Below are 25150 nucleotides of genomic sequence, written 5' to 3' on the forward strand. Positions count from 1 at the left end.
GGCTATCCTCGGCGGGACGAGGAGTGGCCATGGCGAACGGACAGAGGCGGGGCAGCGGGCCCGGCCGGAGCGAGGAGACGCGTATCGCGCCCGAGGAGGATGAGGACGCGACGCGGGACATCCCCGCTGCCTATCGCCCGGAGGAGACACGCCTGGCGCCACCGGAGCCAGCTCCTTCCGAGACGCGCATCGGCCCGCTCGACGAGCAGGCGGAGATCATCACCGATGTGCGCAAGGGCCAGTCCGCGGAGGCCCGTGGAGGCCGTGCCGCCACGGCCCGTCCTCCTGAGCCGCGCGGAGGCGGCAGGGGCGCCTCGGACGACCGGAGCGGCCGAGGTCAGGAGGTCATCCTCACCGAAGCGCGTGGGGCAGGAAGAGGTCAGGAGGTCATCCAGACCGAAGCACGCGGAACCGGCCGAGGTCAGGAGGTCATCCAGACGGAAGCGCGAGGCACCGGCCGAGGCCCCTCGGGGCGCGGTCAGGAGGTCATCGCCACGGAGGCACGAGGCGCCAGTCGTGGAGCCACGGGCGCGCGAGGACGGGGGCCCGACGTCTCCGCCATGGATGACGACGACGAGGACACCTCCGCGGCGGCGGTGAAGGGCGGCGACGAGGAGTACCAGCTCTTCACCACCGGCGAGCGTCGCGACGAGGACCTGTTGCCCTTCGCCACCGAGCTTCGGGGCAGTGGCGCTCCGGCCGTTCCCGCCACGGAGCTGCGCCCGCCCGCGCCTCCCGTGCTCCGGCCGGAGAAGGGCAAGGCCCCCGGGTCTCCGAAGCCGCCACCGCCCGCGAAGGGCACCGGCTGGCTGTCGAAGGGGGGCGAGAAGCCTCCCTCGCCAGGCCTCACCGCGGGCGTGGTGCGGCTCAGTCCTCTGGAGCCCGCCGCCGGCAAGGTGGCCGCCGCGGCGGAGGACGGCCCCGCGCTGCGGACGATGTTCGCCAACCACTCCGCGCTGCTCGCGGAGCAGCTTCGCGACGCCCTGGGGAAGAAGATGTACGGGCGCGGGCCGCACCGCGTGCTGCGCATCGACGACCCGGAAGGGCCGAGCACCGGCGGAGGCAAGCAGGCCCGTCAGTCCATCTCCCTGGTGCCGCGCAAGGGCACCGGCCCCTCCGTCGTGTGCGGCTGGGTGGACGTGTCGAAGCGCGAGGCCCAGCTGCGCGGCTTCGAGGGCGTGGCGAAGCGCTACGAGGCCCACCACGGCGAGCCCCTGGAGCTGGCGACCGAGGAGTACGAGCGCTTCCTCCATGACGTGGAGGACGTGCTCGTCAAGGCCGTCATCAAGGTCCGCCTCATCGTCCCCGAAGAGCAGGCCGGTGCGGGACTGGCGGCGCCGGCCGCGAGGGCCCCGGCGCGAGGCGGCGTCCCCATGATTCTGGTGCTGCTCCTCATGGGGGCGGCCTTCGCGCTGGGCCTCTTCGTGGGGCGGACGCCCGGCTGACGCTACGCCGGGGGCGGCGCCTCGCGCACCCAGTGGCGGTGCGCGGCGATGGCCTTGGCGAACATCTGCCCGAAGCCCCGCGTCTCGTTCTTCGCGCTGCGCACGACGCCCATCGCGTCATCCAGCCCCTTGGCCATGGGCTGGGACAGTCCCGCCGCGTCCAGCAGCGTGGTGGCCGCGCCGGACAGCGCCAGCGCCTTGCAGTGCACGTACGCCTCCCGCACGAAGTCCACCGCCAGGGGCAGCTTCTTCAGGGTGGCCACGCTCTTCTCCCCGCCCGGGACGTAGACGGCGTCGAAGAGCACGGAGGACGTGTTCTGGAACGTCTTCACCGGCGTCTCCTCGCCGCCGTCCGCGCTGGAGACGGGGGCGAGCGTGGGGCCCACGATTTCGACCAGGGCGCCCAGCCCCTCCAGTGTCTTGCGCACCTGGGACAGCTCCCTGCCCGCGAAGCCGTCCGCGACCAGCACCGCCACCTTGCGCGTCTTGATGGAGTCGTGCGGCGAGTTCTCCATGCTGAGTGCCGGGGACACCTTCGTCAGCTTGGGCGCGGGCTTGCCCGCCACCAGCTCCGAGGCCTTGGGCGGCTTTGGCGGAGCGACACCCACCGCGCGCGCCACCCGCTCCGCCATCTGCCGGTCGATGTTCACCAGCACTTGGTTCACCACGCGCTCGCGAATCTCCGGGCGCTCCACCTTGCTCACCTCGAACTCGAGCGCCGAGATGAGGTGCTCGCGCTCCGGCTTCGACAGGCTGTTGAAGAAGAGCGTGGCCTGGCTGAAGTGGTCCCCGAAGCTGCCGCTGCGCTCGCGAATCTTGTGCCCCTCCACGCGCTCCTGCCGGTGGACGAAGGCCGACTTGGGGTTGGCCAGCATCGGGCAGCCGCCGCCAAGGGAGTTGGGGTGGTAGTTGGCTCGGCTGGTGTTGATGGTCTGCCGTCCGAAGCCGTCCTGCTGGTGGTTGTTCACCGGGCAGACGGGCTTGTTGATGGGCAGCTCCGCGAAGTTGGGCCCGCCCAGGCGCGTGAGCTGCGTGTCCAGGTAGGAGAAGAGCCGCGCCTGGAGCAGCGGGTCGTTGGTGAAGTCGATGCCCGGGACGACGTTGGCCACGCAGAAGGCCACCTGCTCCGTCTCCGCGAAGAAGTTGTCCGGGTTGCGGTCCAGCACCAGCTTGCCGACCTTCAGCACCGGCACCTGCTCCTCGGGCAGGAGCTTCGTCGCGTCCAGCAGGTCAAACCCATACTTCAGCTCGTCGCCCTCGGGGACCAGCTGGAGGCCCAGCTCGTACTCAGGGTAGTTCCCCTGCTCAATCGCATCCCACAAGTCCCGGCGGTGGAAGTCCGGGTCCTTGCCTGACACCTTCTGTGCCTCGTCCCAGACGAGCGAGTGCGTGCCCAGCACCGGCTTCCAGTGGAACTTCACCAGCGTGGCCTTGCCCTTGGCGTTGACCAGCCGGAAGGTGTGGACGCCAAAGCCTTCCATGTGCCGGAAGCTGCGCGGAATGGCCCGGTCCGACATGAGCCACATCACCATGTGCGCCGTCTCCGGGACGAGCGAGACGAAGTCCCACAGCGAGTCGTGTGCGGAGGACGCCTGCGGAATCTCGTTGTGCGGCTCCGGCTTCACCGCATGGACGAAGTCGGGGAACTTGATGCCGTCCTGGATGAAGAAGACGGGCATGTTGTTGCCCACCAGGTCGTAGTTGCCCTCGGGCGTGTAGAACTTGGTGGCGAAGCCGCGCACGTCGCGCACGGTGTCCGCGGAGCCCCGCGAGCCACCCACGGTGGAGAAGCGCACGAAGACGGGCGTGCGCAGATTCGGGTCGGTGAGGAAGCGCGCCTGGGTGTAGCGCTCCAGTGACTCGTAGACCTGGAAGTAGCCATGGGCGCCCGCGCCGCGCGCGTGGACGGCGCGCTCCGGGATGCGCTCATGGTCGAAGCGCATCATCTTCTCGCGGAAGTGGAAGTCCTCCAGGAGCGTGGGGCCCCGCAGGCCCGCCTTCAGCGAGTTGTCCGTGTCGGAGATGCGGATGCCCTGGTCCGTCGTCAGCACCGTGTCTTCCTGGTGTGCGCGGTAGGCTTCCAGTTGTTCGTTCTTGCTGGGCGGGGGAGGGGTCGGCTTCGACGGAGTCCTTCGCGGCGGCATGAGCAGCTCCCAGGGGAATGGCGCCGGGATGCGGCGCGCTCGCGGTCTACGCCCGCCGCCACATGTCTGGGAAAGAGAGGTACAGGGGAAGCGCGCGAGCGTTCACCACCCGCCACGTCGGGTGCCCCGAGGTGTCAACGGTCGACACTGCGTGCGGCGGAAACGAAGACGCCCCCACGCGCGGACCGGGTGGACCGCGACACGGGGGCGTCGGGAGGACTGCCCGAGGCAGTCAGGCGGGGATGCGGCTACGGCGTGGGCTGCGCCGCCATGGCCGGCTGGATGCCAGCGGCGGCGGCAGCGGCCTCGGCGGCAGCGGCGGCCTCGGCGGCGACCCTCTCCGCCTCGGCCTTCGCGGCGGCGGCCACGCGCGCGGCCTCGGCCTCGGCTTCGGCGCGCTTCTTCGCCTCCGCCTCCACCACCGTCTTCAGATTGGCGAAGCCCGACTCGAAGTCCTTGCCCACCATCGCGTCCATGTCCATGAACATGCACATCGCCTTGGCGATGAAGCCGTTGGTGCCGCTCATCGCCCAGACGACCTCGGTGCCGGCCGCGGTGGGCTTGAAGGTGAAGGTGGTGACGCTGGTGGCGGCGAAGGGCTTGATGAACTCCAGCTTGATGCGGGCCAGCTCGGAGGGCTTGCTCTCCTCGAGCGTCATCCGCCCCTCGCCCACGTCGTCATTGCCCGTCCACCCATAGACGGCGCCCACACCGGACTCCGCGCCGGAGTACGTCCGCTTCATGTTGGGGTCCAGCCGCTCCCACGGCGACCACGCGCTCCACAGGTGGAAGTCATTCACCTGCGCGAACACGATGTCCGGGGACGCCGGCAGCGTCGCGGTGCGCGTCACGGTGAACTCCGAGGGACGCGTGGCGACGACGCCCGCGAAGAGGAGCAGCAGGGCGGCGAGGCCGACGAGAATCTTCTTGAGCATGGGGTGTGAAGTCCTTGTTCGGGGGGCCGCCAGCGGGGCGCCCTCCCGGAGGCGCGTCATAGAGGCTGCGGGCCATCCGACGCAAGGCACCCCACGTCACGGTCAGGACCTCCAGGGTTTCATCGGCGCAGAAAGGAAACGGGGCCCGACGCGGATGCGATGCGTCGAGCCCCGGGGAGTGTGTTCGCGCCTTGGGGGCGCGAGTGACTCAGTTGTAGGTGGCGGTGTAGGTGCCGGCCAGGGCGCCGTCGATGAACGCGAAGTCCACGCCCTTGATGGTGCGCGTCACCGTCGTCACGGCGGAGCCCGCGCGGGTGACGGACACCAGCGTGCGGCCCGTCGTGGTGCTCCGGGGCACCATGAGGGACAGGTTGCGCGCGGGGCTCGTCAGGTTGAACGTGAGCACCGTGCCGGTGAAGGCCACGGTGGACACCTGGGTGGCCTCGCGGGCGTCCAGCCACTCCAGGAGCTGCTTCGCGGTGATGACCGACACGCCGTCACGCTTGGCGGACGCGATGATGGCGGCCGAGCCGGTGGAGCCGGCCGACGGCTGCGAGTCCACGTGCATGTTGGCGTTGAAGGCGCCGTAGTAGCCCTTGGTGCCCAGCGCGTTGGCCAGCAGCGTGTCGATGTGCAGCGGATAGGACTGGCCGGACTCGTCCGTCATCTGCGTGGCGAGCTGGTAGACGTCCAGCGGGGTGCCGTCCACGTCCGCGAAGCGCATGGCCAGGCCGGAGCCGGTGAACATGCCCGGGCGGTCCTGCACCCAGTAGTCGGGCCAGTAGTAGTAGTTGGTGTCCATGCGGATGCCGTGCAGGCGCGACACCTTGGGCTGGGTGGCCCAGTCGCTGAACGCGATGCAGTGCGTGCGATTGGTGACGGGCGCGGGGACGGCGGGGAAGGCGGACGCGAAGCTGGCCAGCTGCGGGGTGAAGAAGTTCGGGTCCAGCGTGTTGGCCGTGTAGTCCGCGCAGCCGGTGTTGATGTGCAGGGCGTACTCGAAGCCCTGGGCCACGTAGCTGTTGGCCTGGGTGGTGCTCAGTCCGCCCACGTAGTCGTAGACGGTGCCGCGGATGCACGCCCAGTCGGCCACGTTGCACCCGGTGGTGCTGTCCGTGAGGTACTGGTTCCAGCGCTGGGTGGTGGCGCCGCCCGGGTGCCCGTCGGCCGTCATCACCACGACGGCCTTCTTCGAGCTGGGGAAGTACCAGAGGCGCGGCAGCGGCGTGGTGCTCGTCTGGTGCAGCACGTTGGCGAGCAGGCGCTGCTGCTCGTCCGCCTGGGGAATCTGGACCTTGGCCAGGTTCACCCAGTCCGGCTGCGGGTCGAAGGACGCGTTGCCGTAGAACATGTCGCTGGCGCGCGCTCCCGGCCCAATGGAGGAGCCATCCCGGTTCTGCCCCTGCCAGGCGGGGTTGCCCTGGCGCGTGTAGATGACGGACTTCGCCAGGTCATACATGAAGGCGGTGGCGGTGCCGGTGCCCACGGTGCGCTGGCTGACGGCGGTGAACGTCGTCGCGTTGGTGGCGTCCGAGTAGAGCGTGGCGACGGTGCGCGTGCCGGTGACGACGGTGCGCTTGTCCGCGAGGCCGTGGTACTGCATGGTCTCCGCGGTGATGCCCGTGCCCGGGGCCTGGGTGGCATTGACCAGGATGTAGCCATTGGCCTGCGTGCCTTGAGAGGCATTGAGGCCGAGCAGGGACTGGAGGTTCGCCGCGGGCCGCAGGGCGATGAGGCTGCCGCCGGCGGTGACCCAGTTGGTGATGAGCGTCACCTGGGCCGTGGTCAGCGTCTGCTCGCCGAGCACCAGCACCTTGTAGTCATTGAGGTTGACGGAGACGCCCAGGTTGCCGGCATCCGTGGTGGCGAAGGCGGCGATGCCCTCGGCCTCCAGGATTTCGCGCAGGTAGTCGGTGAAGGGATTGCCGGGAGAAGTGGCCACCAGCACGGGGCCCGCGCCCTGGACGCCCGGACGGGGCGGCGGCCCGTAGGTCTCGAAGACGACGTCCACCCAGTAGTTGGAGTTCTGGTAGCTGCCGTTGGGGAACGTGGACGTGGAGCCATAGACGAAGACGCCGTTGCCGCCCGGAGTCGTGGCGCCGGGCAGGGCGTGCAGCGGAGGGGCATCCGCGCCGGTGGCCAGCCCGTTGTTGTCGAACGAGTAGCCGCCGAGCGGCGCGAAGTACGACGCGACATACGTGGTGCCGGCGGTGATGGCGACGGGGGCGGAGAACGTCGCCTCCTGCCAGCCGACGGCCGTCTCGTTGGTGAAGGTGGCGGAGGCCAGGGGCGCGCCGGCGGCGCTCCACAGGTTGCCCACGTGGGTGCCGCTGTTGCCGCTGCCCTTGTAGAAGCGCACGCCCCTCACGAGGCCGTCCACGTCCGCGCGGAACTTCACGCCCACTTCGATGGCGGCGGTGTCATTGGCGGTGGCGGTGGCGGGCGTGGCGGTGGGGGCGAAGAGGCGGAAGGTGTTGCCCGGGGGCTGCGTCGGAGGCTGGGCGCCGGTGGCCTGGAAGACGACGTCCACCCAGTAGTTGGAGTTGCCAAAGCTGTTGATGGGGAAGGAGCCCGCGGCGCCGTAGGTGAAGACTCCGTTGCCGCCGCTGGTGCTGCCGGGCAGCGCGAAGAGGGGCGCGTTGTCCTCGCCGCTGGCGAGGCCGCCGTTGTCGAAGGCGTACGAGCCGACGGGGGCGTGGTACGAGGCGATATAGGTGGTGTTGGCGGCGATGGCGACGGGCGTGGAGAACGTCACCTGCTGCCAGCCGGTGGCCGTCTCACCCGTGAAGGTGGCGAAGGCCAGGCGCTGTCCGTTGGCGCTCCAGAGGCTGCCCACGTGGGTGCCGGTGTTGGCGGCGCCCTTGTAGAAGCGCACCCCCAGCACATTGCCGCTCACGTTCGTCTTGAACTTCACGCCCAGCTCCACCGGGATGGAGTCATTGGTGACGGAGGCGACGGCGGGCGTGGCGGTGGACGGCCACAGGGTGACGGGAGCGGCGGGGCGGAAGACGACGTCCACCCAGTAGTTGGAGTTGCCGAAGCTGCTCGACGGGAAGGTGCCGGCGGCGCCGTAGGAGAAGACGCCGTTGCCGCCGCTGGTGCCGCCCGCGAGCGCATGGAGGGGCGGGGAGTCCACGGCGGAGGCCAGGCCCGCGCTGGTGAAGCCGTAGGCGCCGCCGGGCGCGTGGTACGAGGCGACGTACGTGGTGCCGGCGCTGATGCGCACGGGCGTGGAGAACGTCACCTCCTGCCAGCCGGAGGCCGTCTCCCCGGTGAAGGTGGCGAAGGCGAGGCGCGCGCCCGCGGCGCTCCAGAGGCTGCCCACGTGGGTGCCGGTGTTGGCGGTGCCCTTGTAGAAGCGGATGCCGAGGATGTCGCCCTCGACGTCGGACTGGAACTTCACGCCGACCTCCACGGCGGAGAAGTCGTTGGTGACGGAGGGGACGGCCGGCGTGGAGGCCGGGGTGAACAGCGTGTACGTCGTCTGGGCGCGCGCGGCGGTGGGGAGGACGAGCAGGACGGCCGCGAGCAGGGCCAGCGCGTGGACGCGTGGCGTGCTCGTGACCTGGTGGGGTCGCGACATCGACGGTGTCATTCGGACTTCTCCTTGGGGGGCACGACAGGACAGAGGGGGACGCGGAAACCGCGGCATCTTGCTGTCTGTCTCTGACACCGACAATGCCGTGAGCACAGGTCTCACTTGCTGTTGCCGTCTTGCTCGATTTTTCCGCGTGCACGACGCGAAACGGTCTCCCCGCGTGGATTCCTCCGGGCCGTCTTCAGGCGTCCAGCATCTCCAGCGCGTGCGTCAGGACACGCGCTTCGCGCCGGACACGTCTGGCCGCCAGGAACCAGCGCAGGCTCACGCCGACAGCCAGCAGGGCCACGAGTCCCCAGAACTCGGGTGCCCCGGACATGAGTCCATGGGCCGCGAACATCGCTCCCGTCAGCCCCAGGAGGGTGACGATGATTTCGGGGTGCCACGCCAGCCGGGTCACCACCTGGACGTCACGCTCGGACACGCGCTCCAGCTCCGACTCGACGTGGTACACCGGGCGCCACACTTCGGCCGCGGGTTCCCACACCGGGATTTGTCTCTGAATCACAAGGCGAGGACCGTGCCGTCGGCCCGCATACCACTGAGGGCCGCTGTGCCCGCCAGGAGACGGTGGCAGCCTGAAGGAGCCCACCCAGGCGGTCAGCCGCTCGTCGATTGCCTCCGGGCTGGCCTTGAGCTGGACTGACTGCGCGACGCGGAGGGAGAGCGGTCCTTTCATCCCATGATTCTACCGGGTCTCGTGGCTCAACGGGCTCTGGAGTCACAGGCTCCAGAACCCGGTGGTGACGTCCGCGAGCCTAGTGGGCGGACTGAACGCCAACCGTGCGGCCGTTGAGCGGCTGCACCGGACGGTTGTTCGGGTTGATGTGCGGAATCCGCTCGAACGCGGCGATCTGCGCGTCGGACATCTGGATGGGATTCTTCATCACGAACCACTGGAGCCCCTCGCTGCAGGGGGGCGTGGTGAGCGAGCCCGCGTACTGGAAGAAGGCGCGGTTGAAGGGCAGGAGCGCGCTGGCGTTGATGAGCGCGCCCGCCGGAGCGCTCTCCTCGCCCTCGTGCCGGGGCAGGTGGCGGAAGGCGGTGAACAGCGCCGCGTTCAGGAAACCCTCCTCGATGAGGACGCCCACGACGGCCTTGGGCGTGCCATTGGCGTCCGTGTGCACCAGGTGCACCTCGAGCGGATAGCTCACGCCGTCCTTGGTGTGCTCACTGGGGGTGTGGAAGTGGAACTGCGCGAGCTTGTACTCGTTGGCGCCGACGGTGATGGTGCTGCCCGCGTCATAGTTGAACACCACGGTGTGGCCATTGTTGACCATGCGCACCCGGCTGGTGCCGTAGTGGAAGCTGGGCGCCGCCACGTTGGTGTGCGCGGAGCCCGACGTGGACAGCGCCACGGGGGACTGCTGCACGCCCGTGGAGCACATCGCCGCGCCGGCGACCTCGTCCCAGTGCTCGGGGCTCAGCGTCTGCGCATAGCCCCAGTGAGCCTCCTCGCTGCTCGTGGCGGCGGAGGATTGTCGATGTGTGTCATTGGCGAGAGCAGCCGAGCTCAGGCACAGGGAGGTCATCAACGCGCCCTGGAGGGCGCGCACGGAAACAGTTCGGATGAGTGACATGGGTGTGGATTCCTTGTTGCATACAGGCGTCCGACACCCGTGGGGCCTCTCCGGCTCACGCCAGATACGGCCCCAGCATCAAGCGGGGTTCATGGGTGTCGTGCCGTTGCCGGCACCTGCGTCTCGGGTTGGGTCCCGTAGTTAACCCATCCGGAATTATTCGGAATGTTTTGAAATAATGTGAAATGAAACAGCAATGTGACACCGCACCGCGCAAAGACTCTCATTTTCTCGTGGCGCGGTGCGCTGGCGGAAATGAAAAAGGGCCGCGGACACCTGGGTGTCCGCGGCCCCGCTGCTTCAGGTCGGGTGAGGCGGGAATGCGCTCAGGGTTGGAAGAACGCCGGGGCGAACGCGTCCGCGGGCGCGCTGTCCACGAGGTTCTTGTCGTCGAGCGTCACCGGCGTCGTGGTGTCAGAGGTCTGGTTGATGACCAGGTCCCTGACGAAGGCGGTGAACTCCACGCCCGCATCCGTTCCGGCATCCGTCCCGGCGTCGGTGCCGGCGTCCGTGTTCGTTCCCGCGTCCCGATGGGGCGGGAAGGGCGGCGGGTCGTGGTCGTCGTTGGTGCATCCCGTGTAGGCGAGGACGGTGCCAAGGACGGCGACACAGGCCACTGCTCGGAGCGTGCTCATGGGCTCACGTCCCGTCGCCGTTGGCACCCGCCTGGGGCGTGGTGAGGTAGGGGAAGACGGCGTCGAACTGGGAGGCATCCTGGAGCACCGCGTCGTGGAACGGGAGGTTGCGCGAGGGGGCCTGCGTGTCGTTCGCGAGCAGGTAGCCCATGGCCACGCGCAGCGCCACGTCCACCACGTCGTCGCCGGGCCGGCGACCGTTGGGGAAGCCCGCCGGGTCACACCCGGGGTTGTTCAGGGTGAGCTGGCCGTTGACGAAGCACGCGGCGGCGCCCAGGTTGTTCTGCCCGGCCTTCGCCGTGGCGGGCAGCGCGGTGTTGAGCCGCTGCATCTCCGCGGTGGACCCGTTCGCATTCACGTTGGCTACACCGGTGAGGAAGGCGGCCACCAGGTCCGCGCGCGGGAAGACAGTGGGCGCCCTCACGCCATCCTCCTTGAAGAGCAGCTCCAGGATGGCGGGCAGCGTGGGATGGGTGACGTAGTCGGCGAACTGGGCGTCGTCCTTCGGCTGGCTGGCGTTGAAGCGGTCCTTGTCCTTGATGCCGATGACGACCTCGTTGACCAGCGGCATGCCCAGGCGGCTCACCTGCGTCCACGCGCCACCCTCGCGGGAGGGCGCCGTGTACGAGGCAGTGGGGTTGATGGCGCGCGCCTGACGGACGCTGGTGGAGGTCCATGCGCCGATGACGTCCTGGGTGCCCGCCTTGAGGCAGGAGATGGGAATCTCGAGCGCCAGCGTGGTGATGTTCTTCTTCGCCAGTGGATTGGGCACGGCGTCGCGCTTGCTCGGGTCGATGATGACCGCCGCCGGCGCGTTCACCAGGTCGAACACGGGGCCCAGGTTCACCGCGAAGGGCTCGCGGCGCTGGCCCACGAACAGCTTCGCGGTGCCGGTGCAGCCGGGGATGTTGACGTTGTGGATGTGCTGGCGGGCGTAGGCCTCGTACGTGGCGGCGTTGCCCAGCGACTTGGTGCCCACGTAGTCCGCGGGCTTTGCGAAGACGGCGGCGCCGCCCGCGGTGTTCGTCACGTCCTGTCCGGCCGCCGCGCGGCGGGGGCCTCGGACGAGCTTGACGGTGTAGTTCTCCTGGACGGTCTGCGCGCTCCGGTCCGCCGCGGTGATGGCCCCCACGTTGGTGAAGGGCACCGACACGCTCTTGGTGTTGCCAGCCGGACCCACGTTCAGGGTGATGCCGTTGGCGCCGTTCAGGGTGTTGGTGAAGCGGAACTGGAAGGTGAGGTCCTCGATGGCGTCCCCGGTGTTGTCGACGTGGATTTCGTAGAGGGCGTCCGGGTCCAGCGAGAAGTAGTTGGGGCCGCCGTACGCGTCCTGGAGGGGCAGGTAGTTGGCGATGAGGGTGACGAAGTCCCCCCGGTCCGGCTCATAGCTGCGGAACATGTAGAAGTCGGTGGCGTCGACCTTGGGCATCCGGGTGATGAAGGGGGCTTCACGGTGGCTGGAGGCCTGGGCGGTGGGTACGAGAAGCGCCGCCGCGAGCGCCAGCGCGCTCGCGAGTTGTCGTCTTGGCATGCGTGTCTCCACACTACGTTGGGGGGCGAGTCCCACCGGCGGGCCCAGACGGCGCCGCGCATCCGGTGGTGCATGTATTACGGCGGTGCGAGGCGATTGGATGGGTCAGAGCGGCAGGACGCTGACGTCCAGGGCCCGCTCCGCGAGCCACACGCAGGCGATGAGGCCGATGGCCGCCGAGCCGCCGACGAGAATCGCGCGCCGATACACCGTCGCTCCGCGCAGCATGAAGGCGACGGGCAGGAAGACGGCGACACACGCGAGCTGCCCCAGCTCCACGCCCACGTTGAAGCCCAGCAGCGTCGTGGCGAGCCCCTCGGCGGGCAGGCCCAGGTCGGCGAGCACCGACGCGAAGCCGAAGCCGTGCAGCAGGCCCAGCGCGAAGGCGACGGCCCAGCGGGTGCCTCGGAGGTAGGGAAAGACGTTGTTGGCCGCCGCGAGGATGACGCTCACCGCGATGGCGGACTCGACGAGCCGGGAGGGCAGCGCCACCAGCCCGAGCGCGGCGATGCTCAGCGTGAGCGAGTGGGCCACGGTGAAGGCCGAGACGACCTTCACGACGTCCCGCAGCGCGGGGCCGAACTGGTCCACGGGCTCCCATCCGCCCTCGGGTGAGCGCTTCAGGACGGAGGGCAAGAGCAGCGCCAGCAGGAACAGCAGGTGGTCCAGGCCCGCCCAGATGTGTTCGATTCCAGAGAGCACCATGCCGCCGAAGTGGCTCCACGCGGACAGGTTCGCCAGCGGCACGTCCACGGTGTGGTGGGACGCGGAGAGCACGAGGGTGCCCTGGCCCTGTCCGCCGTCCACCTGGATGATGCCTCGGTGCTGCGGGTCGCGGTCGAACAGGAGCGTGTAGTCCAGCGTCAGCGCGGAGGGCTGGGTGGAGCAGGCCGCCTGGAAGTCGAGCACCGCATAGGCCCCGTCGGAGTGCCGCGCCACGCGAAGCTCGCCCTCGGGGGTGGTGGGGCAGGGCGCGCCGGCCGTGCCCACGGACAGCCGCGAGAGGACGTGACGGATGATGTCCTGCTGTCGGGTGCGCACCTCGCCCCAGGCCAGGGCGCCGTCTCCATTGGAGTCGAGGCCCAGCACCGCGTCGAGGTCCCTGAGCGCCACGTCCCAGCGGCCCGTGAAGCCGTGTGGGGCGCGTTCCAGGCGCAGGTAGCTGTCGCTCGGCTTGTGGGCCAGGGCCACGGAGGGGAGCAGCACGAGCAGGGCGAGGAAGCGATTCATGGCGCTGCCTCCTTGAGGCGCGTGGCGAGGGCGAGCAGTCCGGGGTCTTCGCAGGCGATGGCCTCGAGCCAGGCGAGGGCGGGCTTCGCCGCATCGGGTGCGCCGGCGGCGAGCGCGGACTCCAGCAGGATGCGCACGTCCCAGGGCTCGCGCTGCACCTCCCAGTTGGCCCGTGCGAGCGTCAGCGCCTTGTTCGCGTCCTTCTCCACGTGCAGCGCGAACCGCGCCTCTTCCCGTCCGTGCAGGGTGTCTCCCCGCAGCCGGCTGGCCGCGTAGCGCGAGGCCAGCTCGGTGGTGAGCGCCCCGGCCTCCGTCGAGCCCAGCGCCGTCTCGGCGAGCACGCGGCGCAGCAGGTGGCCGTCATCGGTGGCGTGGTCCTTCATCAGCCGCGAGGCCTCGGCCGGCCGGTTCAAGTCCAGCAGCAGGTCCGCGAGCGCCGCGCGGGTGTACGCATCCTCCGGGTCGGCCGCGAGCGCCTGCGCATAGAGCAGCTCCGCGCGTCGCGAGTCTCCCGAGCGAGCAGCGGCCTCGCCCAGGGTGGACAGCGCCCAGGCCTGCTCCTCAGGGCTGCCCAGGGCCCCGCGTCGGGACATGGCCTCGGAGAGCCGCGCATAGGCGCGCCCCGAGTGACCCGCGACGCTGTCCACCTGCGCGCGGCACACGGCGGCGGTGAGCGCTCCGGCGAGGGTGTCCAGCGGCGCGCAGCTTTTCTCCGCCTCCGCGTGCCGGCCCCGGACACCCAGCACCACGGCGCGCGTCAGCCAGGCCTGGGCGTCTCTCGGGTCCTCGCGCACGGCGGCGTCCAGGTCCGCGAGGGCCGCGTCGAACTCGTGGCGGCTCTGGCGCAGGGTGGCGCGCAGCAGGAGGACCTCGTGCGGCGGCTGGGGCTCGTCCCACCAGGGCGCGAGCGCGGCCTGAGCCCACCCGAGGTGCCGTGGGTCTCCCCGAGCGCGTCCCTCCTTCAGCTCCAGGCGAGCCAGCCGCACGGCCAGCTCCAGCTGACGAGGCCGGGCGTCCAGCTCCTGCCGCAGGGCCGCGCGCTCGCGAGCGCGGGCGTCGGTCGCCCGGGCGGGCACCTGCTCCAGGACCTCCGTGTCGCTTGGGGGCGTGAAGGGCGCGGACGCGGTGTCGGGTCCCCGGCTGCAACCACAGGCCAGTGCGAGCACGACACCCAGGACGCTGTGACGGGGCCGCATGACGGAGTGCATTGCCCCTCCTTACGGCCCTGTGTCGTCCCTGGATTTCACGCCGATTATCGGAGGGGTGCGCCGGAGGGCTCCGTGTCGACTGGGGCGGGTGACCGGGGACTCCGCCGCGCTCCGTATGCCTCATGGGCCCGCCGCTGCCCATGTGCCGGCTCTCGAGAGGGGGCCGGGTCCCTTGTCCTGGCGCCTTGTGTCATAAACGACGGCGCCCTGCCTCTTGGAGCTTTGTTCTTGAGACTCTCATCCCTCCTCGCCAAAGACGGCCTCCAGCGATTGCCCGCCCGTGTCCGAAGGCGGCTCGCTTTGGAGGCGCGGCGGCTGGTGATGATGGGTGTCACCAGGGTTCCGCCCCTGAGGAGCGGGCTGGAGCTGCTGAGCTTCGAGCTGTCGCTGCTGCTCGCCCAGAAGAGTCAGGACCTGTACGGCGCCAGCTACTACGGCGCCGGACGCAACCCGAAAGACCGCGAAGGCAACAGCGGTTACGAGCACTACCGCCGGGACTCCAGCCACGCGAACAAGGCCGCCTATCTGCTGTGGAAGCACTTCGACGTGCGCGACTCCTTGGATGCGGGCTGCGCGCTGGGCTTCACGGTGCAGGCGCTGCGGGAGCTGGGCTGGGACGCCAAGGGCAGCGACTTCAGTGACTTCGCCATCCACCATGCTCCGTGGGACGTGAAGCCGCACCTGTCGCTCGGTGACTTGTCCCAGCGGCTGCCCTTCGACGATGGCCAGTTCGAACTGGTGTCTGCCTTCGAGACGCTGGAGCACCTGCCGCCGGCCCTGGTGCCTCACGCGATATCGGAGCTGTACCGCGTGACTCGGGGCTTCCTCGTCGTGACGGCGCCGTCCTTCGGCCCGTGCGGCACGGGGCCGGACGGCTGGTTCGACGGGAAGGTGCGGCCGGAGCGGCTCGCGCACTATCAATCGCTCGGGCCCGACTACACGGGCCCGGTGCCGGAGGAGGACCTGGCGCGCGACGAATGGGGAAGGCCGCTGGAGGGACATGTCACGATTGCGTCGTTCGCCTGGTGGCGTCGCCAGTTCGAGTCCGCGGGCTTCGTGCATGCCCCGGTGCTGGAGCAGCGGATGTCCGCGGACATCGAAGCGCTGGGGCTCCGGGGCCTCTGGAACCTGTATGTCCTGCACCGGCCGGGGGTGGCCTTGCCCTCTCCGGACGTGCGCGCGCCGGAAGAGCAGGCGAGGCTCGCCCGGCGGTGGGACGTGCCGCTGCGCGCGGGCTGAGGGCCGCGCTATTCGAACAGGGACAGCTCGGAGATGGGGGCCATCATCGTGCTGGGCTGGGGGTCGCCCACGAAGTTGAAGTACACCGCGCGCAGCCGCACGTACCGCACGGGGCCCGCGTCCGCCGCCAGGGGAGCCTCCATGAAGTGGGGTCCCCAGATATGGGAGAGCTGCCCGTCGAAGGGGCTGTCCCACTGCGACTGTTTCTCGAAGCGCGCCCGCATCATCCAGTGTCGCGACACCGTGTCTTCCTCCGAAATCTTGCGCAACACCGCCAACCGGGTCCACTGCTCGGAGTCCTGACTCCCCTCCAGCACGAAGCCAGCGGGGGTTGCCTCCTCCGCGCCACGGACGACCACATGGCGAAGCGTCCGTGGCTCGGCGAGCGTGACGACCAGTGACTCCACGGGCTTTTCTCCGACAGGGACGGGGTCGAGCTTTCCATCCGTCCACGGACAGCCACCGGGAGGCGAGGGCTGGCACGCGGCGCCTCGACTGACAGGCACAAGCCCGCCCGAAGGCAGGGGCAGTTCCTCGGTGCGCCAATCCATGCGGAGCCAGAGCATGGAGGTCTTTCCCCCGAGCGGATAGAAGATGAACTCACCCAGCGACACCGCGCGAAGCATGACGGTGGGCTCGGCGAAGTCCTCCAGCACGTAGCGGCTCACAGTCAGGAGTGAGCTCGGGAGCCAGGTCCGGAACAGCATCTGTCCGCCACTCTGGATGAAGAGCGTGGCTTCGGGCGTCGATGGGAGCAGGGGGATGAAGTTCCCATCGGAGCCGACATCCGAGAAGTACTCGCCATTCATCGGGGCCTCCGGCAGGGGGGGCGGCGCGCCAAATGTCACCACGGCACCCTCTGCTTGCGGCGTCACGGTGAGCTGGGAGTCCCAGATGCGCAGCGTGGGGAGTTCCACATCGTCGTGAAAGATGAAGGACGCGAAGACACCCGCGCCGACCTCGTCCCTCCATGACGTGCGAAAGCGATAGGGCTGGAGTCCGAGGTTGGGGGTGACGATGGATTCCACGTCGCCGTAGCGCATCTCCAGGAAGAAGTCCCCGCGTGCCTCGGTGGAGACCTCCCCATAGGCGCTGAAGTCCGGCAGCTCGTACACCAGGTTTGTCTCGCCCTTGGGGTCTCGGTGGATGGTTCGCGCATAGGGAAGGACCCCGCCGCTGACGGGCGTGCCGTCGCGTTGCTCCAGGCGTCCGTAGACGAAGACGGGGTCATCCTGGAGACGCTCGCAGCCCGAGGCCAGCGGCAGGAGGGAGAGCAATCCCAGACAGAGGTAGGGGTGACGCATCTCAGTAGCTCCCTTTCAAACCGAGCATCGGCAGGATGACGGGCAACCCCATGGCCTCGCGGTGAAGCTTTCCGGCCCTTCGGTCGTATTCGTAGGCGAAGACCTCCTGCTGGAGGGAGAGGTTGAGGATGTCCAGATAGGCCTCGAGGTTGAAGTCTTCGTACGCCCAGGACTTCGCGGCGCGGAAGTCCACGCGAAAGAAGGGCGCCAGTCGCTCCACGCGGTCCGCGTCCTGTCTTGTCCAGGTGCGAAAGCCACCCTCGTTGACGACGGGGCGCTGGGTGACGGAGGAGACCTCTCCGGATTCCGGGCGGCCGGTGTTGAAGTGCACCACCGTCCCCACCGTCCAGTTGTCCGCGAGCTTGTAGCTGATGGCGGCGTTGAAGACGTGCGCCTGCTCGAAGGCGAAGGGCAGCTCGCCCTCCGTCATCTCCCGGATGGAGTTGTCATCGGCGTAGCGCGCGAAGCGCCGGTGGCGCTTGCTCTGGAGGAAGCTGTAGCTGACCCAGCCGAACCAGTCGCGGCCCAGCGGGTGTCGCGCCATCAAGTCCAGACCATACGCATGGCCTCGGGCCGCGGGAACTTCCTGCTGCTGACCTCGTCGCTTGCGGTTCTCCAGGATGTCCTGCACGTCGAACTCCACCGTGCGGAACAGGGGGTTGAAGTAGATGTCCGCGGTCACCTCGAGTCCCTCGGTGGCCTTCCACTCCGCGCCCACGTCGAACTGGGCGCCCTCCTGGACGCCGTAGCGCAGGCCCGACACGTCCAGCGCCGGCAGGTGGAGCAGCACGGTGGGGGACTGATGGTAGAGGCCACCGCCGCCCTTGAGGGTGAGGGACTCCGTGAGCTGGTGGCGCACGGCCAGCCGGGGCTCCACGACGACGTGCTGGATGCCGGGCACCAGGTGGTAGCCATCCACGCGAACGCCGGGAGACACCACCCACGTCTCCGAGGGACGCCACGTCGCGCCGACGAAGCCTCCGACGAAGGTGGCCAGGGCCGAGGGCTGCTTGAGGGGATGGGCGTCGTCCGTCGGCCGCCAGCCTGGAGGCCGCGCGGAGCCGGTGATGGCCGTGGCGACGCGCCGGTGCTCCACGTCCGTTCCCACTTGGAGGTCCAAAGTCTTCGCCAGGCTCCGCTTCCAGCCGGCCCGGGCGGCGAAGCTGAGCTGCTCCAGCGCGTACTTCCCCGCGAGCACCTCCTCGGGGGCTCTCCCTGGCACCCGAATCACGCGGCGATACCCCAGGAGCCCTACCTCATCCTTGCCCACGGTGACGCCCAGCTCGCCCTCTCCGCCGGCCAGGGGATGCGTGCCGCGCAGGTCCACGCGGTGGAAGCGGGAGACGATGGTGGCCCCCATGCTGTCTTCATAGGTGTCGGTGGCCTCGCCCGCGTCGTCGGAGCTGCCGAGCGCGAACAGGCGCAGTCGTCCCTCGCCCACCTTCTGCTCCACGCGGGCCTGGTAGTCCCAGAAGGCCGCGTGGATGGGATTGTCTTCGTGGGGCTTGAGGAGGGCGTAGGCCAGGGGGATGAGCAGCCCGGTGTAGCTGTAGCGCCCCGCCATGGTGACGGAGGTGCCTGTCTTGTCGAAGGGCACCTCGATGAAGCCGCCCGCGTTGATGAGGTCCGCGTAGGCGGTGAAGTGCGGCCTGTCCTCGCGCGGTTTGCTCAGCCGCCCTTCCACCGCGCCGCCGAGCAGTCGTCCGTACTGCACCGGCGGCGCCCCGGGATGGAAGTCGATGGTGTCGATGAACTCCGGATGCACCACCGCGGGCCCGAGCAGCAGGTGGTACAGCATGGGGACGCGCACGCCATCCAGGTAGTAGCCGGTGGCGCCGGGCTGGCCGCCGCGCACCACGGGATAGCCCAGGCCCGAGGCGACGCTGCCCACGCCCGGCATCAACATGATGACGCGGAAGGGGTCGCCCTGCGTGCCGGGCACCTCGCGCAGCTCCTGCTCGTGCAGGGTGATGCGATTGACCTCGGTGCGGGGGCGGTCATCCCTCACCACCGTCTCATAGGGATTCAAGCGGGTGGGCTGGAGCCGGTAGACGACGTCGAGTGACTGGCCCTGCTCGAGCGACTCCTCGAACGTCGCGGGCTGGTGGGCCGGGGCGCGCACCCGGAACGTGTGGGCGCCTGGAGCCAGCTCCAGCGCGAAGCGGCCGTCCACGTCCGTGACGGCGACCGGCTCCTCCGCGCCGTCCAGGAACAGGGCCGCGTCCGCCAGCGGCACGCGGGTGCCCATGGCGCGGACCTCACCGCGCAGTCGGGACTGGGTGAAGCGCAGGGCCGCAGGGGGCTCGAAATGGTAGGCGTAGGGCAGGCGCACCGACACCGGTCCCCCGCCCAGGCTCGGGGGGGTGAAGCGCAGCCCCCGCGCGGCGCGGACAGCGGCGTCCGTGAGGGGAGCCAGCATGGCCGGCTCTTTCACCGTCACGTCGACGACGAGGCCCTGCTCGTCAATCTGGAGGATGAGCTTCACCTCGTCCGGGGAGCCCTCCACGCCCTCGGGCCAGGCGGCGGGGGACTCCGTCACGAGCTGGGGCGTCAGGAGCGAGACGCTGCCTCCATCCGCCGCCAGCTTCAGCCGCTCGGCGTCCTCGGCGGAGACCGTGGTGCCCGCGTCCGTGGCCTGGACGTCGACCTCCACCGCGCGGGGCTCACTGGTGGCGGCCGGAGCGGCTTGTCCGCGAGCGGGAGCTGGAAGGCAGACAGTCCAGAGCAGGAGCAGGACGAGGACGGGTCGGGGGGAGCCCATGGTCCGACGTATACGAGGGCACCTCCCGGCGCTGGCTCAGGCGACCGCCGATGGGGGCCCAAGCACAGACAAGCGAAACTGTCTACCCATGGGGGCGGGTCCGGCACGGCCCCCGAGGGCCATTCAGCACTCCGGCAGACCGACGCTGAGGTTGGCGACCTCGAGCACGTTGACGGCGAGCCCGCCGCGCGCGGTCTCCTTGTACTTGTCCTTCATGTCGCGGCCGGTGTCGCGCATGGTCCGGATGACCTTGTCCAGGCTGACGAAGTGGCGTCCGTCGCCGGAGAGGGCCATGCGTGAGGCGTTGATGGCCTTCACGGAGGCCATGGCGTTGCGCTCGATGCAGGGCACCTGCACCAGGCCGCCAATGGGGTCGCAGGTGAGGCCCAGGTTGTGCTCCATCGCGATTTCGGCGGCGTTCTCCACCTGGAGCGGCGTGCCCCCGAGCACCTCGGTGAGCGCGCCGGCGGCCATGGAGCACGCGCTGCCGACTTCGCCCTGGCAGCCGACCTCGGCGCCGCTGATGGAGGCGTTCTCCTTGTAGAGCACGCCGATGGCGCCGGCCGTGAGGAGGAAGCGCACCACGCCGTCCTCGCTCGCCCCGGGCCAGAAGCGCCAGTAGTAGTGCAGCACGGCGGGGATGATGCCGGCGGCGCCGTTGGTGGGCGCGGTGACGACGCGGCCTCCCGCGGCGTTCTCCTCGTTGACGGCGAGCGCGTAGAGGTTGACCCAGTCGAGCACGGTGAGCGGGTTGGTGAGGCCCGCCTCGGGGCGGCTGAGCAGCCGCTGGTACATGGCGGCGGCGCGGCGCTCCACCTTGAGTCCACCCGGGAGGATGCCGCTGGACGCGCAGCCGCGACGCACGCAGGCCTGCATGACGTCCCAGATGCGCAAGAGGCCGGAGCGGATGTCCTGCTCGGAGCGCACCGTCTTCTCGTTCGCCATCATCAGGGCGCTGATGGGCATGCGCTCCCGCTCGCACAATTCCAGCAGCGTCGCCGCGGACTGGAAGGGGAAGGGCAGGGGCGTGGTGTCCTTGCGCAGCGGGTCCTGTCCGACGGACGCGGATTCATCGACGACGAAGCCGCCGCCCACGGAGTAGTAGACGCACGCGTCCAGCTCCGCGCCGTCCGCGCCGAAGGCGGAGAAGCGCATCCCGTTGGGATGGAAGGGCAGGCTGCGGCGGCGGTGCATCACCAGGTGCTCGCCGTCCTTGAAGACGATGTCCCGCTGACCGAGCACGCTGATGCGGCCCTCGGTGCGCCAGCGCGTGACGATGGCGGGGATGGCCTCCACGTCCACGGCCTCCGGCGTGTCGCCGCGAAGGCCGAGCACCACCGCCTTGTCGCTGCCGTGGCCCTTGCCCGTGGCGCCGAGCGAGCCGAACAGCTCCACCTTCAGGCGCGTGAGCTTCTCCAGGTGACCGCGCTCCACCAGTCGCAGCACGAATGTGCGCGCGGCTCGCATGGGCCCCACCGTGTGGGAGCTCGAGGGACCGATACCAATCTTGAAGAGGTCGAAAACGCTGACAGCCATCGCGGGCGCAACATGCCACGTTTCCACTTTTGTCCCAGCGCCTCGCGGCGTGACGTTCCTGCTCCATGTGAAGCGCGCGACTTCTTGGCGTGCCAAGGAGCTGAAGCTCGGCGAGGTGGCGAGCGAGCACGCCCGGGGGAATGCGCGGGTTCTTGCCGCGGGAAGCCATGGCGAACGCACTGCGTCGTGAGCGCTGGGCTGTTCTTCTCTTCGGAGACTGGAATGGGTGGAGCGAGCCCTCGCGAGTCGGGTTGAACGCGCGACGACCCGGTGGGGGTAGGGGTGCGGGGTGGCGGCTCAGGCGACGGCGCGCTCGGGGCGCAGAGGGGTGGGACTTGCGCGGCGCTCCTCTTCGGTGAGGGCGAGTGACTTGCGGTACTCGGCGGCCTCGGCGATGCGGGTCAGCTCGAACTCGCCGTGGTGTTCGCGCACGGCCTTGGCCACTTCGTCGAGCGTGACGCGGAAGAACTCCTTGCGCTCGTTGATGCGGTTGACGCGGCGCTGGGCGAACGTCCGGTGCAGGGTGGCTTCGAGCGACGGCGCGTCCGCGGTGCGGATGATGGCGTGGACATCGAACTCGAAGGGGACGGAGGCGTCGCCCAGCTCGTCGATGCGGTCCTGGGGGACGAGTCGTCGCGTCATGCCGACCTTGTAGATGTCCTCTCCGAAGGAGCCGATGTTGGAGATGACGTAGACGTGGCCGGTGCGGGTGAGCTGGGCCTGGGAGATGGCGCGCTGGCGTTCCTGGTCCTCGGCGACGCGGCGCTCCAGCTCGGCGATGCGTTCGAGGAGCTTGGATTGCTCGGCGCCCTTGCTGCGCTCCAGCTCCCCGCGGGCCTTGCGAAGGGCCTCTTCGTCACGCTGGGCTTCGCGCTCGGCCTCCAGCTTCGCGCGTTCGAGCTCTCGCTGCGCGGTCTCCTCCTCGCGCATCTGCTCGCGGATGCGGCGTTGTTCTTCCTTCTCCTCCTGGCGCTTCTCTTCGTATTCGTGGGCGAGGCGCAGCTCCTCCAGCTTCAGCTCGACGTAGTCAGTGGCGATGAAGCACTGCTGAATCTCGGTGAGGCCGCTGATGGCCTCGGAGGCCTTCTGGATGCGGGCCTCCATGGCCTTGATGTTCTTGTAGGTGACCTTGGCCACGCAGGCGTCCGCCTCGCCGTTGAAGGCGCGGAGCATCAACTTGAGGGTGCGCTCCGTCTGCTTCTTGCCTTCGGCCTTGCTGCCATTGACCTCCCATTGAATCTTGCAGAAGGCGGCTTGCTTGCCCTTGAGCATGGCCTTCTGTCGTTCGCGGAGTGTGTCGAGGCGTTGTTCGTACTTCTCCGAGGAGGAGAGGTTGTAGATGGGTTTGTAGAACCCGTAGGAGCGGAGGATGGTCTCCTCTTCGAGGGGGCGCAGCTCGGCGCGAAGCTTCACGATGAGGGGTTCGAGGCGGGCCTGTTCCTCGCGGGCGTGATTGCGGCGGGCCTCGACTTCGCGGACGGCGGCGTCCGCCTGTTCCCTGGCGCGGGCGAGCTCCGTGCGGCCTTGCTCGCGAGCGCGGGTGAGTTCGGTCTGGGCCTGTTCGCGAGCCTGGGTGAGCTCCGAGGCGATGCGGGCGCGTTCGAGGCGGATGGCCTGGTCGGTGGAGGTCCTGACCTGTTCCAGGTCGGCCTTCGCGCCCCGGATGGCGGCGTCCGCGAGCTCGCGTTCCCGGGCGAGCTCCGAGGCCACGCGGTTGCGCTCGGTGGCGAGCATGTGCTCGGACTCGGCCTTGAGGCGTTCGAGGGAGGAGAGGACGCGCTGTCGCTCGGCCTCCACGTCGAGCACGGGTTTGAAGCGGGCGCGGACGGCTCGGAGCTGGAGGGCGGTGCGGACCAGGAGCCCGGTCAACAGCAGGCTCGAAATCGCCAGGGCCAGGACGGCAGGCTGCATGGAGGTCTCCCCCGTGAGGTGTCCCCGCCGTGAGGTTCTGGCGTGGAGGAGGAGGACTGTGCGCCTGGGGAGGTTTGCCGGGGTATCACCCCTGGGGGGTATTCCATTCCCTGCACTACCGAGTACTCGCAGGGATCCCTGCTCTTTTGAGTCAAAGACAGGGGATGGACTGCGGGAGGGGCGGTTGGTCTAATTGCGCTGGAGAACTCGGCAGAGCGTCGTCGTCGAGTTCATGGTGTTGACAAGATTGGGGGGGTGGCCAAGCGGTTCGTCCTTGTGTCAAGCGGGTATCCGCAGTCGAGGGCCTCCGGCATAGCCCGAAGGGCGAAGCTCTATTCCAGCGCGCTGCACTCTTGGATCCGTCCTTACGAATTCGCCGACACCTAAGAATGGATCAGGCCTAAGTCATAAGGCACGTTCCCTCTTTACTGGCTATTCCAAAGAAGGCACGCTCCAACTGAACGGAACTGCACGTTCCACTCAAGGAATACTTCAGCAGAATCCTTCTGGCTGAGTCGATTTTGAACCACGGAAGCCCCAATGGCAACAAGCCGCTGAGAAGCCGATATGACCACAAAGGTGCTACTTCCCAGGTTGATGTCCTTCAAGGTCTCCGGTGCATCACCGGTATTTAAGAGCGACATTTCGAGAGAGGTCACAGCCGGCGTCAACTTCATTCTAGGCGGCAATGGCCTCGGGAAAACCACCACCATACAGGCCATTGCATATGCGCTTAGCGGCGGCATTACGAAGCAGTTTGAGCCTGACCGTTCATTCCGCTGGAACCACAAGTGGTTCTCCGGCCGCATTGACCCAGAAAAAGCGTCAAGTGCATTTGTTGAAATTGAGTTTCATCTTGGCCAGCGGCGTATTGGGATCCGAAGGCACTTTTCCTCCTCCAGCGTCTCCGCCGTAAAACTCACGGATTCAGACGAGTGGATCACGGATAGAAAAAAAGCGGCCTCCGTACTCGCGAGCGAATTGGAAACTGCAGGCTTCAGGTCGATAGATGACTTCGCATTCGTCGTACATCGGCTACTTTACCTTGCAGAAGATCGGCGCGCGATAGCCTGGGATGCCTCAGCCCAAGTGCGCCTACTAATGCTGCTTAGCCCTGAAGCAATTAGCGAAGAACAGTTTCGCAAGAGCAGGGAGAATCTAAAGAAGGTTGATTCAAGCCGGAGGCATGCACACGTGGCGGTGGGCAAGCTTCAAGGTATGCTTGGGCAAAAGGTGGAACGGCTCAAGCCTAGTGCCAGTGAGGTGCCACCGATAGCTCCTGGACCGGACGAGCAGGACGAATCCGGGACAAGCGCAATTGATGTACTTGAGGCACTCGAACGCGCAATTGGCGCACGAACAGTTGCCGAAAATACGCTACAGGATCTCGACCGTCAACTCGCACAGCGAAGCCACGATGTCGAGCAGCTTCGAACTAAAATTGATGCAGCGGAGGTTGCGCTTGTTCAGGAGTCACTAGGCGAGATCGAAACTGAGCGACGACTTCCGCTTGCAAAGCTGCTGGAGCGAGGACTGTGCCCTGCATGTGGATCGCACAGTGCGGAATTGCAGCGCCTTGCGCATAAACACGCCAATGATTCCCAATGTCTTGTCTGTGGGACGATGGAGGAATCCGGCGATTGGCAGGAACTCTCAAGTCTCCAGTCGCAACTCTCTGAGAAGCTACGCGCTCAACGTGTTCTCGACGACCGGAGGCGTGCCACTAAGGGACAACTACAATTAGCCCAGAGAGAGGAGGATCGCCTTTCTTTGCAAGTTACTTCCCGCGCGCTCAAATCGCCAGCGCGGATCGAGCCGTTGCCTTCACTCAATGATGGGAAGATTCGGCCCCGCCCCGCAGAGCTACGCCAACGGCTCGACGATGCTCAAGAAACAGAGGCCCAACTCCTGTCTGAAGTAAAGACTTATCAGAATCGACTCACGAGGACGTACTCGCGCTTTAAGACCAATGCCGATCAGTTAAGGGCGAGAAGGATCATACTGCCGCGACCGCATTCAAGGAGGCGGTCGCGTGGGAAGAGGTCCATTCGGGTATTTGCCCTCTGCGGATGAGGGGGCGTTCGACCGGCTGT

General features: G+C 68.3%; 16 protein-coding genes. 3 read left to right on the plus strand and 13 right to left on the minus strand.

The window, feature by feature from the left end:
- Window positions 1-29 precede the first annotated feature (29 nt).
- The gene (locus tag LZ199_RS28355) at window positions 30-1445 is read left to right on the plus strand and encodes a hypothetical protein (RefSeq protein ID WP_253996898.1); all 1416 of its coding nucleotides are present in this window, start codon (window positions 30-32) and stop codon (window positions 1443-1445) included.
- A gap of 2 nt (window positions 1446-1447) precedes the next feature.
- Here LZ199_RS28355 and LZ199_RS28360 read toward each other — a convergent pair whose 3' ends face one another.
- The 9 genes from LZ199_RS28360 to LZ199_RS28400 all read right to left on the minus strand — a co-directional run bounded on the left by LZ199_RS28360 (window position 1448) and on the right by LZ199_RS28400 (window position 14306).
- Window positions 1448-3589: a catalase gene (locus tag LZ199_RS28360; protein ID WP_253996899.1), complete on the minus strand. Its 2142-nt coding sequence runs from the start codon at window positions 3587-3589 to the stop codon at window positions 1448-1450.
- A 248-nt stretch (window positions 3590-3837) separates the two neighbouring features.
- Window positions 3838-4524 (minus strand): SRPBCC family protein, encoded by a 687-nt coding sequence (locus LZ199_RS28365; protein ID WP_253996900.1) that lies wholly within the window; start codon window positions 4522-4524, stop codon window positions 3838-3840.
- Window positions 4525-4732: 208 nt separating this feature from the next.
- On the minus strand, window positions 4733-8119 hold the full coding sequence (locus LZ199_RS28370; protein ID WP_253996901.1) for a DUF4082 domain-containing protein: 3387 nt from the start codon (window positions 8117-8119) through the stop codon (window positions 4733-4735).
- Window positions 8120-8303: 184 nt separating this feature from the next.
- Entirely contained in the window at window positions 8304-8609 is a 306-nt protein-coding gene (locus LZ199_RS28375) for a hypothetical protein (RefSeq protein WP_253996902.1), read from the minus strand.
- A 271-nt stretch (window positions 8610-8880) separates the two neighbouring features.
- Window positions 8881-9702 (minus strand): carbonic anhydrase, encoded by an 822-nt coding sequence (locus tag LZ199_RS28380; protein WP_253996903.1) that lies wholly within the window; start codon window positions 9700-9702, stop codon window positions 8881-8883.
- Window positions 9703-10028: 326 nt separating this feature from the next.
- Window positions 10029-10337, minus strand: coding sequence for a hypothetical protein (locus LZ199_RS28385; RefSeq protein ID WP_253996904.1), 309 nt, complete (start codon window positions 10335-10337; stop codon window positions 10029-10031).
- A gap of 4 nt (window positions 10338-10341) precedes the next feature.
- Window positions 10342-11868 (minus strand): DUF4331 domain-containing protein, encoded by a 1527-nt coding sequence (locus LZ199_RS28390; protein ID WP_253996905.1) that lies wholly within the window; start codon window positions 11866-11868, stop codon window positions 10342-10344.
- Window positions 11869-11973: 105 nt separating this feature from the next.
- Window positions 11974-13098 (minus strand): HupE/UreJ family protein, encoded by a 1125-nt coding sequence (locus tag LZ199_RS28395; protein ID WP_253996906.1) that lies wholly within the window; start codon window positions 13096-13098, stop codon window positions 11974-11976.
- Complete coding sequence (locus LZ199_RS28400; protein ID WP_253996907.1) at window positions 13095-14306, minus strand: tetratricopeptide repeat protein; 1212 nt, start codon at window positions 14304-14306, stop codon at window positions 13095-13097. Before LZ199_RS28400 ends, LZ199_RS28395 begins: the two co-directional genes overlap by 4 nt.
- Window positions 14307-14627: 321 nt before the next feature.
- Between LZ199_RS28400 and LZ199_RS28405 the strand changes: the two genes are divergently transcribed.
- Window positions 14628-15545 (plus strand): class I SAM-dependent methyltransferase, encoded by a 918-nt coding sequence (locus LZ199_RS28405; protein WP_253996908.1) that lies wholly within the window; start codon window positions 14628-14630, stop codon window positions 15543-15545.
- Window positions 15546-15553: 8 nt separating this feature from the next.
- Here the strand turns inward: LZ199_RS28405 and LZ199_RS28410 are convergent, their stop codons facing one another.
- The 4 genes from LZ199_RS28410 to LZ199_RS28425 form a co-directional block, all read right to left on the minus strand.
- Window positions 15554-16849 carry a hypothetical protein gene (locus LZ199_RS28410; protein WP_253996909.1) on the minus strand — a complete coding sequence of 432 codons (1296 nt, stop codon included), beginning with the start codon at window positions 16847-16849 and terminating at the stop codon, window positions 15554-15556.
- A gap of 1 nt (window position 16850) precedes the next feature.
- Window positions 16851-19610 carry a TonB-dependent receptor domain-containing protein gene (locus LZ199_RS28415; RefSeq protein ID WP_253996910.1) on the minus strand — a complete coding sequence of 920 codons (2760 nt, stop codon included), beginning with the start codon at window positions 19608-19610 and terminating at the stop codon, window positions 16851-16853.
- 123 nt (window positions 19611-19733) lie between these two features.
- On the minus strand, window positions 19734-21146 hold the full coding sequence (locus LZ199_RS28420) for an L-serine ammonia-lyase (protein WP_253996911.1): 1413 nt from the start codon (window positions 21144-21146) through the stop codon (window positions 19734-19736).
- A gap of 297 nt (window positions 21147-21443) precedes the next feature.
- A complete protein-coding gene (locus tag LZ199_RS28425) occupies window positions 21444-23057 on the minus strand; it encodes a DUF4041 domain-containing protein (protein ID WP_253996912.1) in 1614 nt (537 codons plus the stop codon).
- A gap of 597 nt (window positions 23058-23654) precedes the next feature.
- Between LZ199_RS28425 and LZ199_RS28430 the strand changes: the two genes are divergently transcribed.
- On the plus strand, window positions 23655-25130 hold the full coding sequence (locus tag LZ199_RS28430; RefSeq protein ID WP_253996913.1) for an AAA family ATPase: 1476 nt from the start codon (window positions 23655-23657) through the stop codon (window positions 25128-25130).
- Window positions 25131-25150: the final 20 nt, after the last annotated feature.

The organism is Myxococcus qinghaiensis (genome assembly GCF_024198215.1).
Classification (GTDB): domain Bacteria; phylum Myxococcota; class Myxococcia; order Myxococcales; family Myxococcaceae; genus Myxococcus; species Myxococcus qinghaiensis.

What these genes read in the sequence shown, in the direction of transcription:
- LZ199_RS28355 (WP_253996898.1), top strand. Translation starts at nt 30, where the DNA reads ATGGCGAACGGACAGAGGCGGGGCAGCGGGCCCGGCCGGAGCGAGGAG.
- LZ199_RS28360 (WP_253996899.1), bottom strand. Translation starts at nt 3,589, where the DNA reads ATGCCGCCGCGAAGGACTCCGTCGAAGCCGACCCCTCCCCCGCCCAGC.
- LZ199_RS28365 (WP_253996900.1), bottom strand. Translation starts at nt 4,524, where the DNA reads ATGCTCAAGAAGATTCTCGTCGGCCTCGCCGCCCTGCTGCTCCTCTTC.
- LZ199_RS28370 (WP_253996901.1), bottom strand. Translation starts at nt 8,119, where the DNA reads ATGACACCGTCGATGTCGCGACCCCACCAGGTCACGAGCACGCCACGC.
- LZ199_RS28380 (WP_253996903.1), bottom strand. Translation starts at nt 9,702, where the DNA reads ATGTCACTCATCCGAACTGTTTCCGTGCGCGCCCTCCAGGGCGCGTTG.
- LZ199_RS28385 (WP_253996904.1), bottom strand. Translation starts at nt 10,337, where the DNA reads ATGAGCACGCTCCGAGCAGTGGCCTGTGTCGCCGTCCTTGGCACCGTC.
- LZ199_RS28390 (WP_253996905.1), bottom strand. Translation starts at nt 11,868, where the DNA reads ATGCCAAGACGACAACTCGCGAGCGCGCTGGCGCTCGCGGCGGCGCTT.
- LZ199_RS28395 (WP_253996906.1), bottom strand. Translation starts at nt 13,098, where the DNA reads ATGAATCGCTTCCTCGCCCTGCTCGTGCTGCTCCCCTCCGTGGCCCTG.
- LZ199_RS28400 (WP_253996907.1), bottom strand. Translation starts at nt 14,306, where the DNA reads ATGCACTCCGTCATGCGGCCCCGTCACAGCGTCCTGGGTGTCGTGCTC.
- LZ199_RS28405 (WP_253996908.1), top strand. Translation starts at nt 14,628, where the DNA reads ATGATGGGTGTCACCAGGGTTCCGCCCCTGAGGAGCGGGCTGGAGCTG.
- LZ199_RS28410 (WP_253996909.1), bottom strand. Translation starts at nt 16,849, where the DNA reads ATGCGTCACCCCTACCTCTGTCTGGGATTGCTCTCCCTCCTGCCGCTG.
- LZ199_RS28415 (WP_253996910.1), bottom strand. Translation starts at nt 19,610, where the DNA reads ATGGGCTCCCCCCGACCCGTCCTCGTCCTGCTCCTGCTCTGGACTGTC.
- LZ199_RS28420 (WP_253996911.1), bottom strand. Translation starts at nt 21,146, where the DNA reads ATGGCTGTCAGCGTTTTCGACCTCTTCAAGATTGGTATCGGTCCCTCG.
- LZ199_RS28425 (WP_253996912.1), bottom strand. Translation starts at nt 23,057, where the DNA reads ATGCAGCCTGCCGTCCTGGCCCTGGCGATTTCGAGCCTGCTGTTGACC.
- LZ199_RS28430 (WP_253996913.1), top strand. Translation starts at nt 23,655, where the DNA reads ATGTCCTTCAAGGTCTCCGGTGCATCACCGGTATTTAAGAGCGACATT.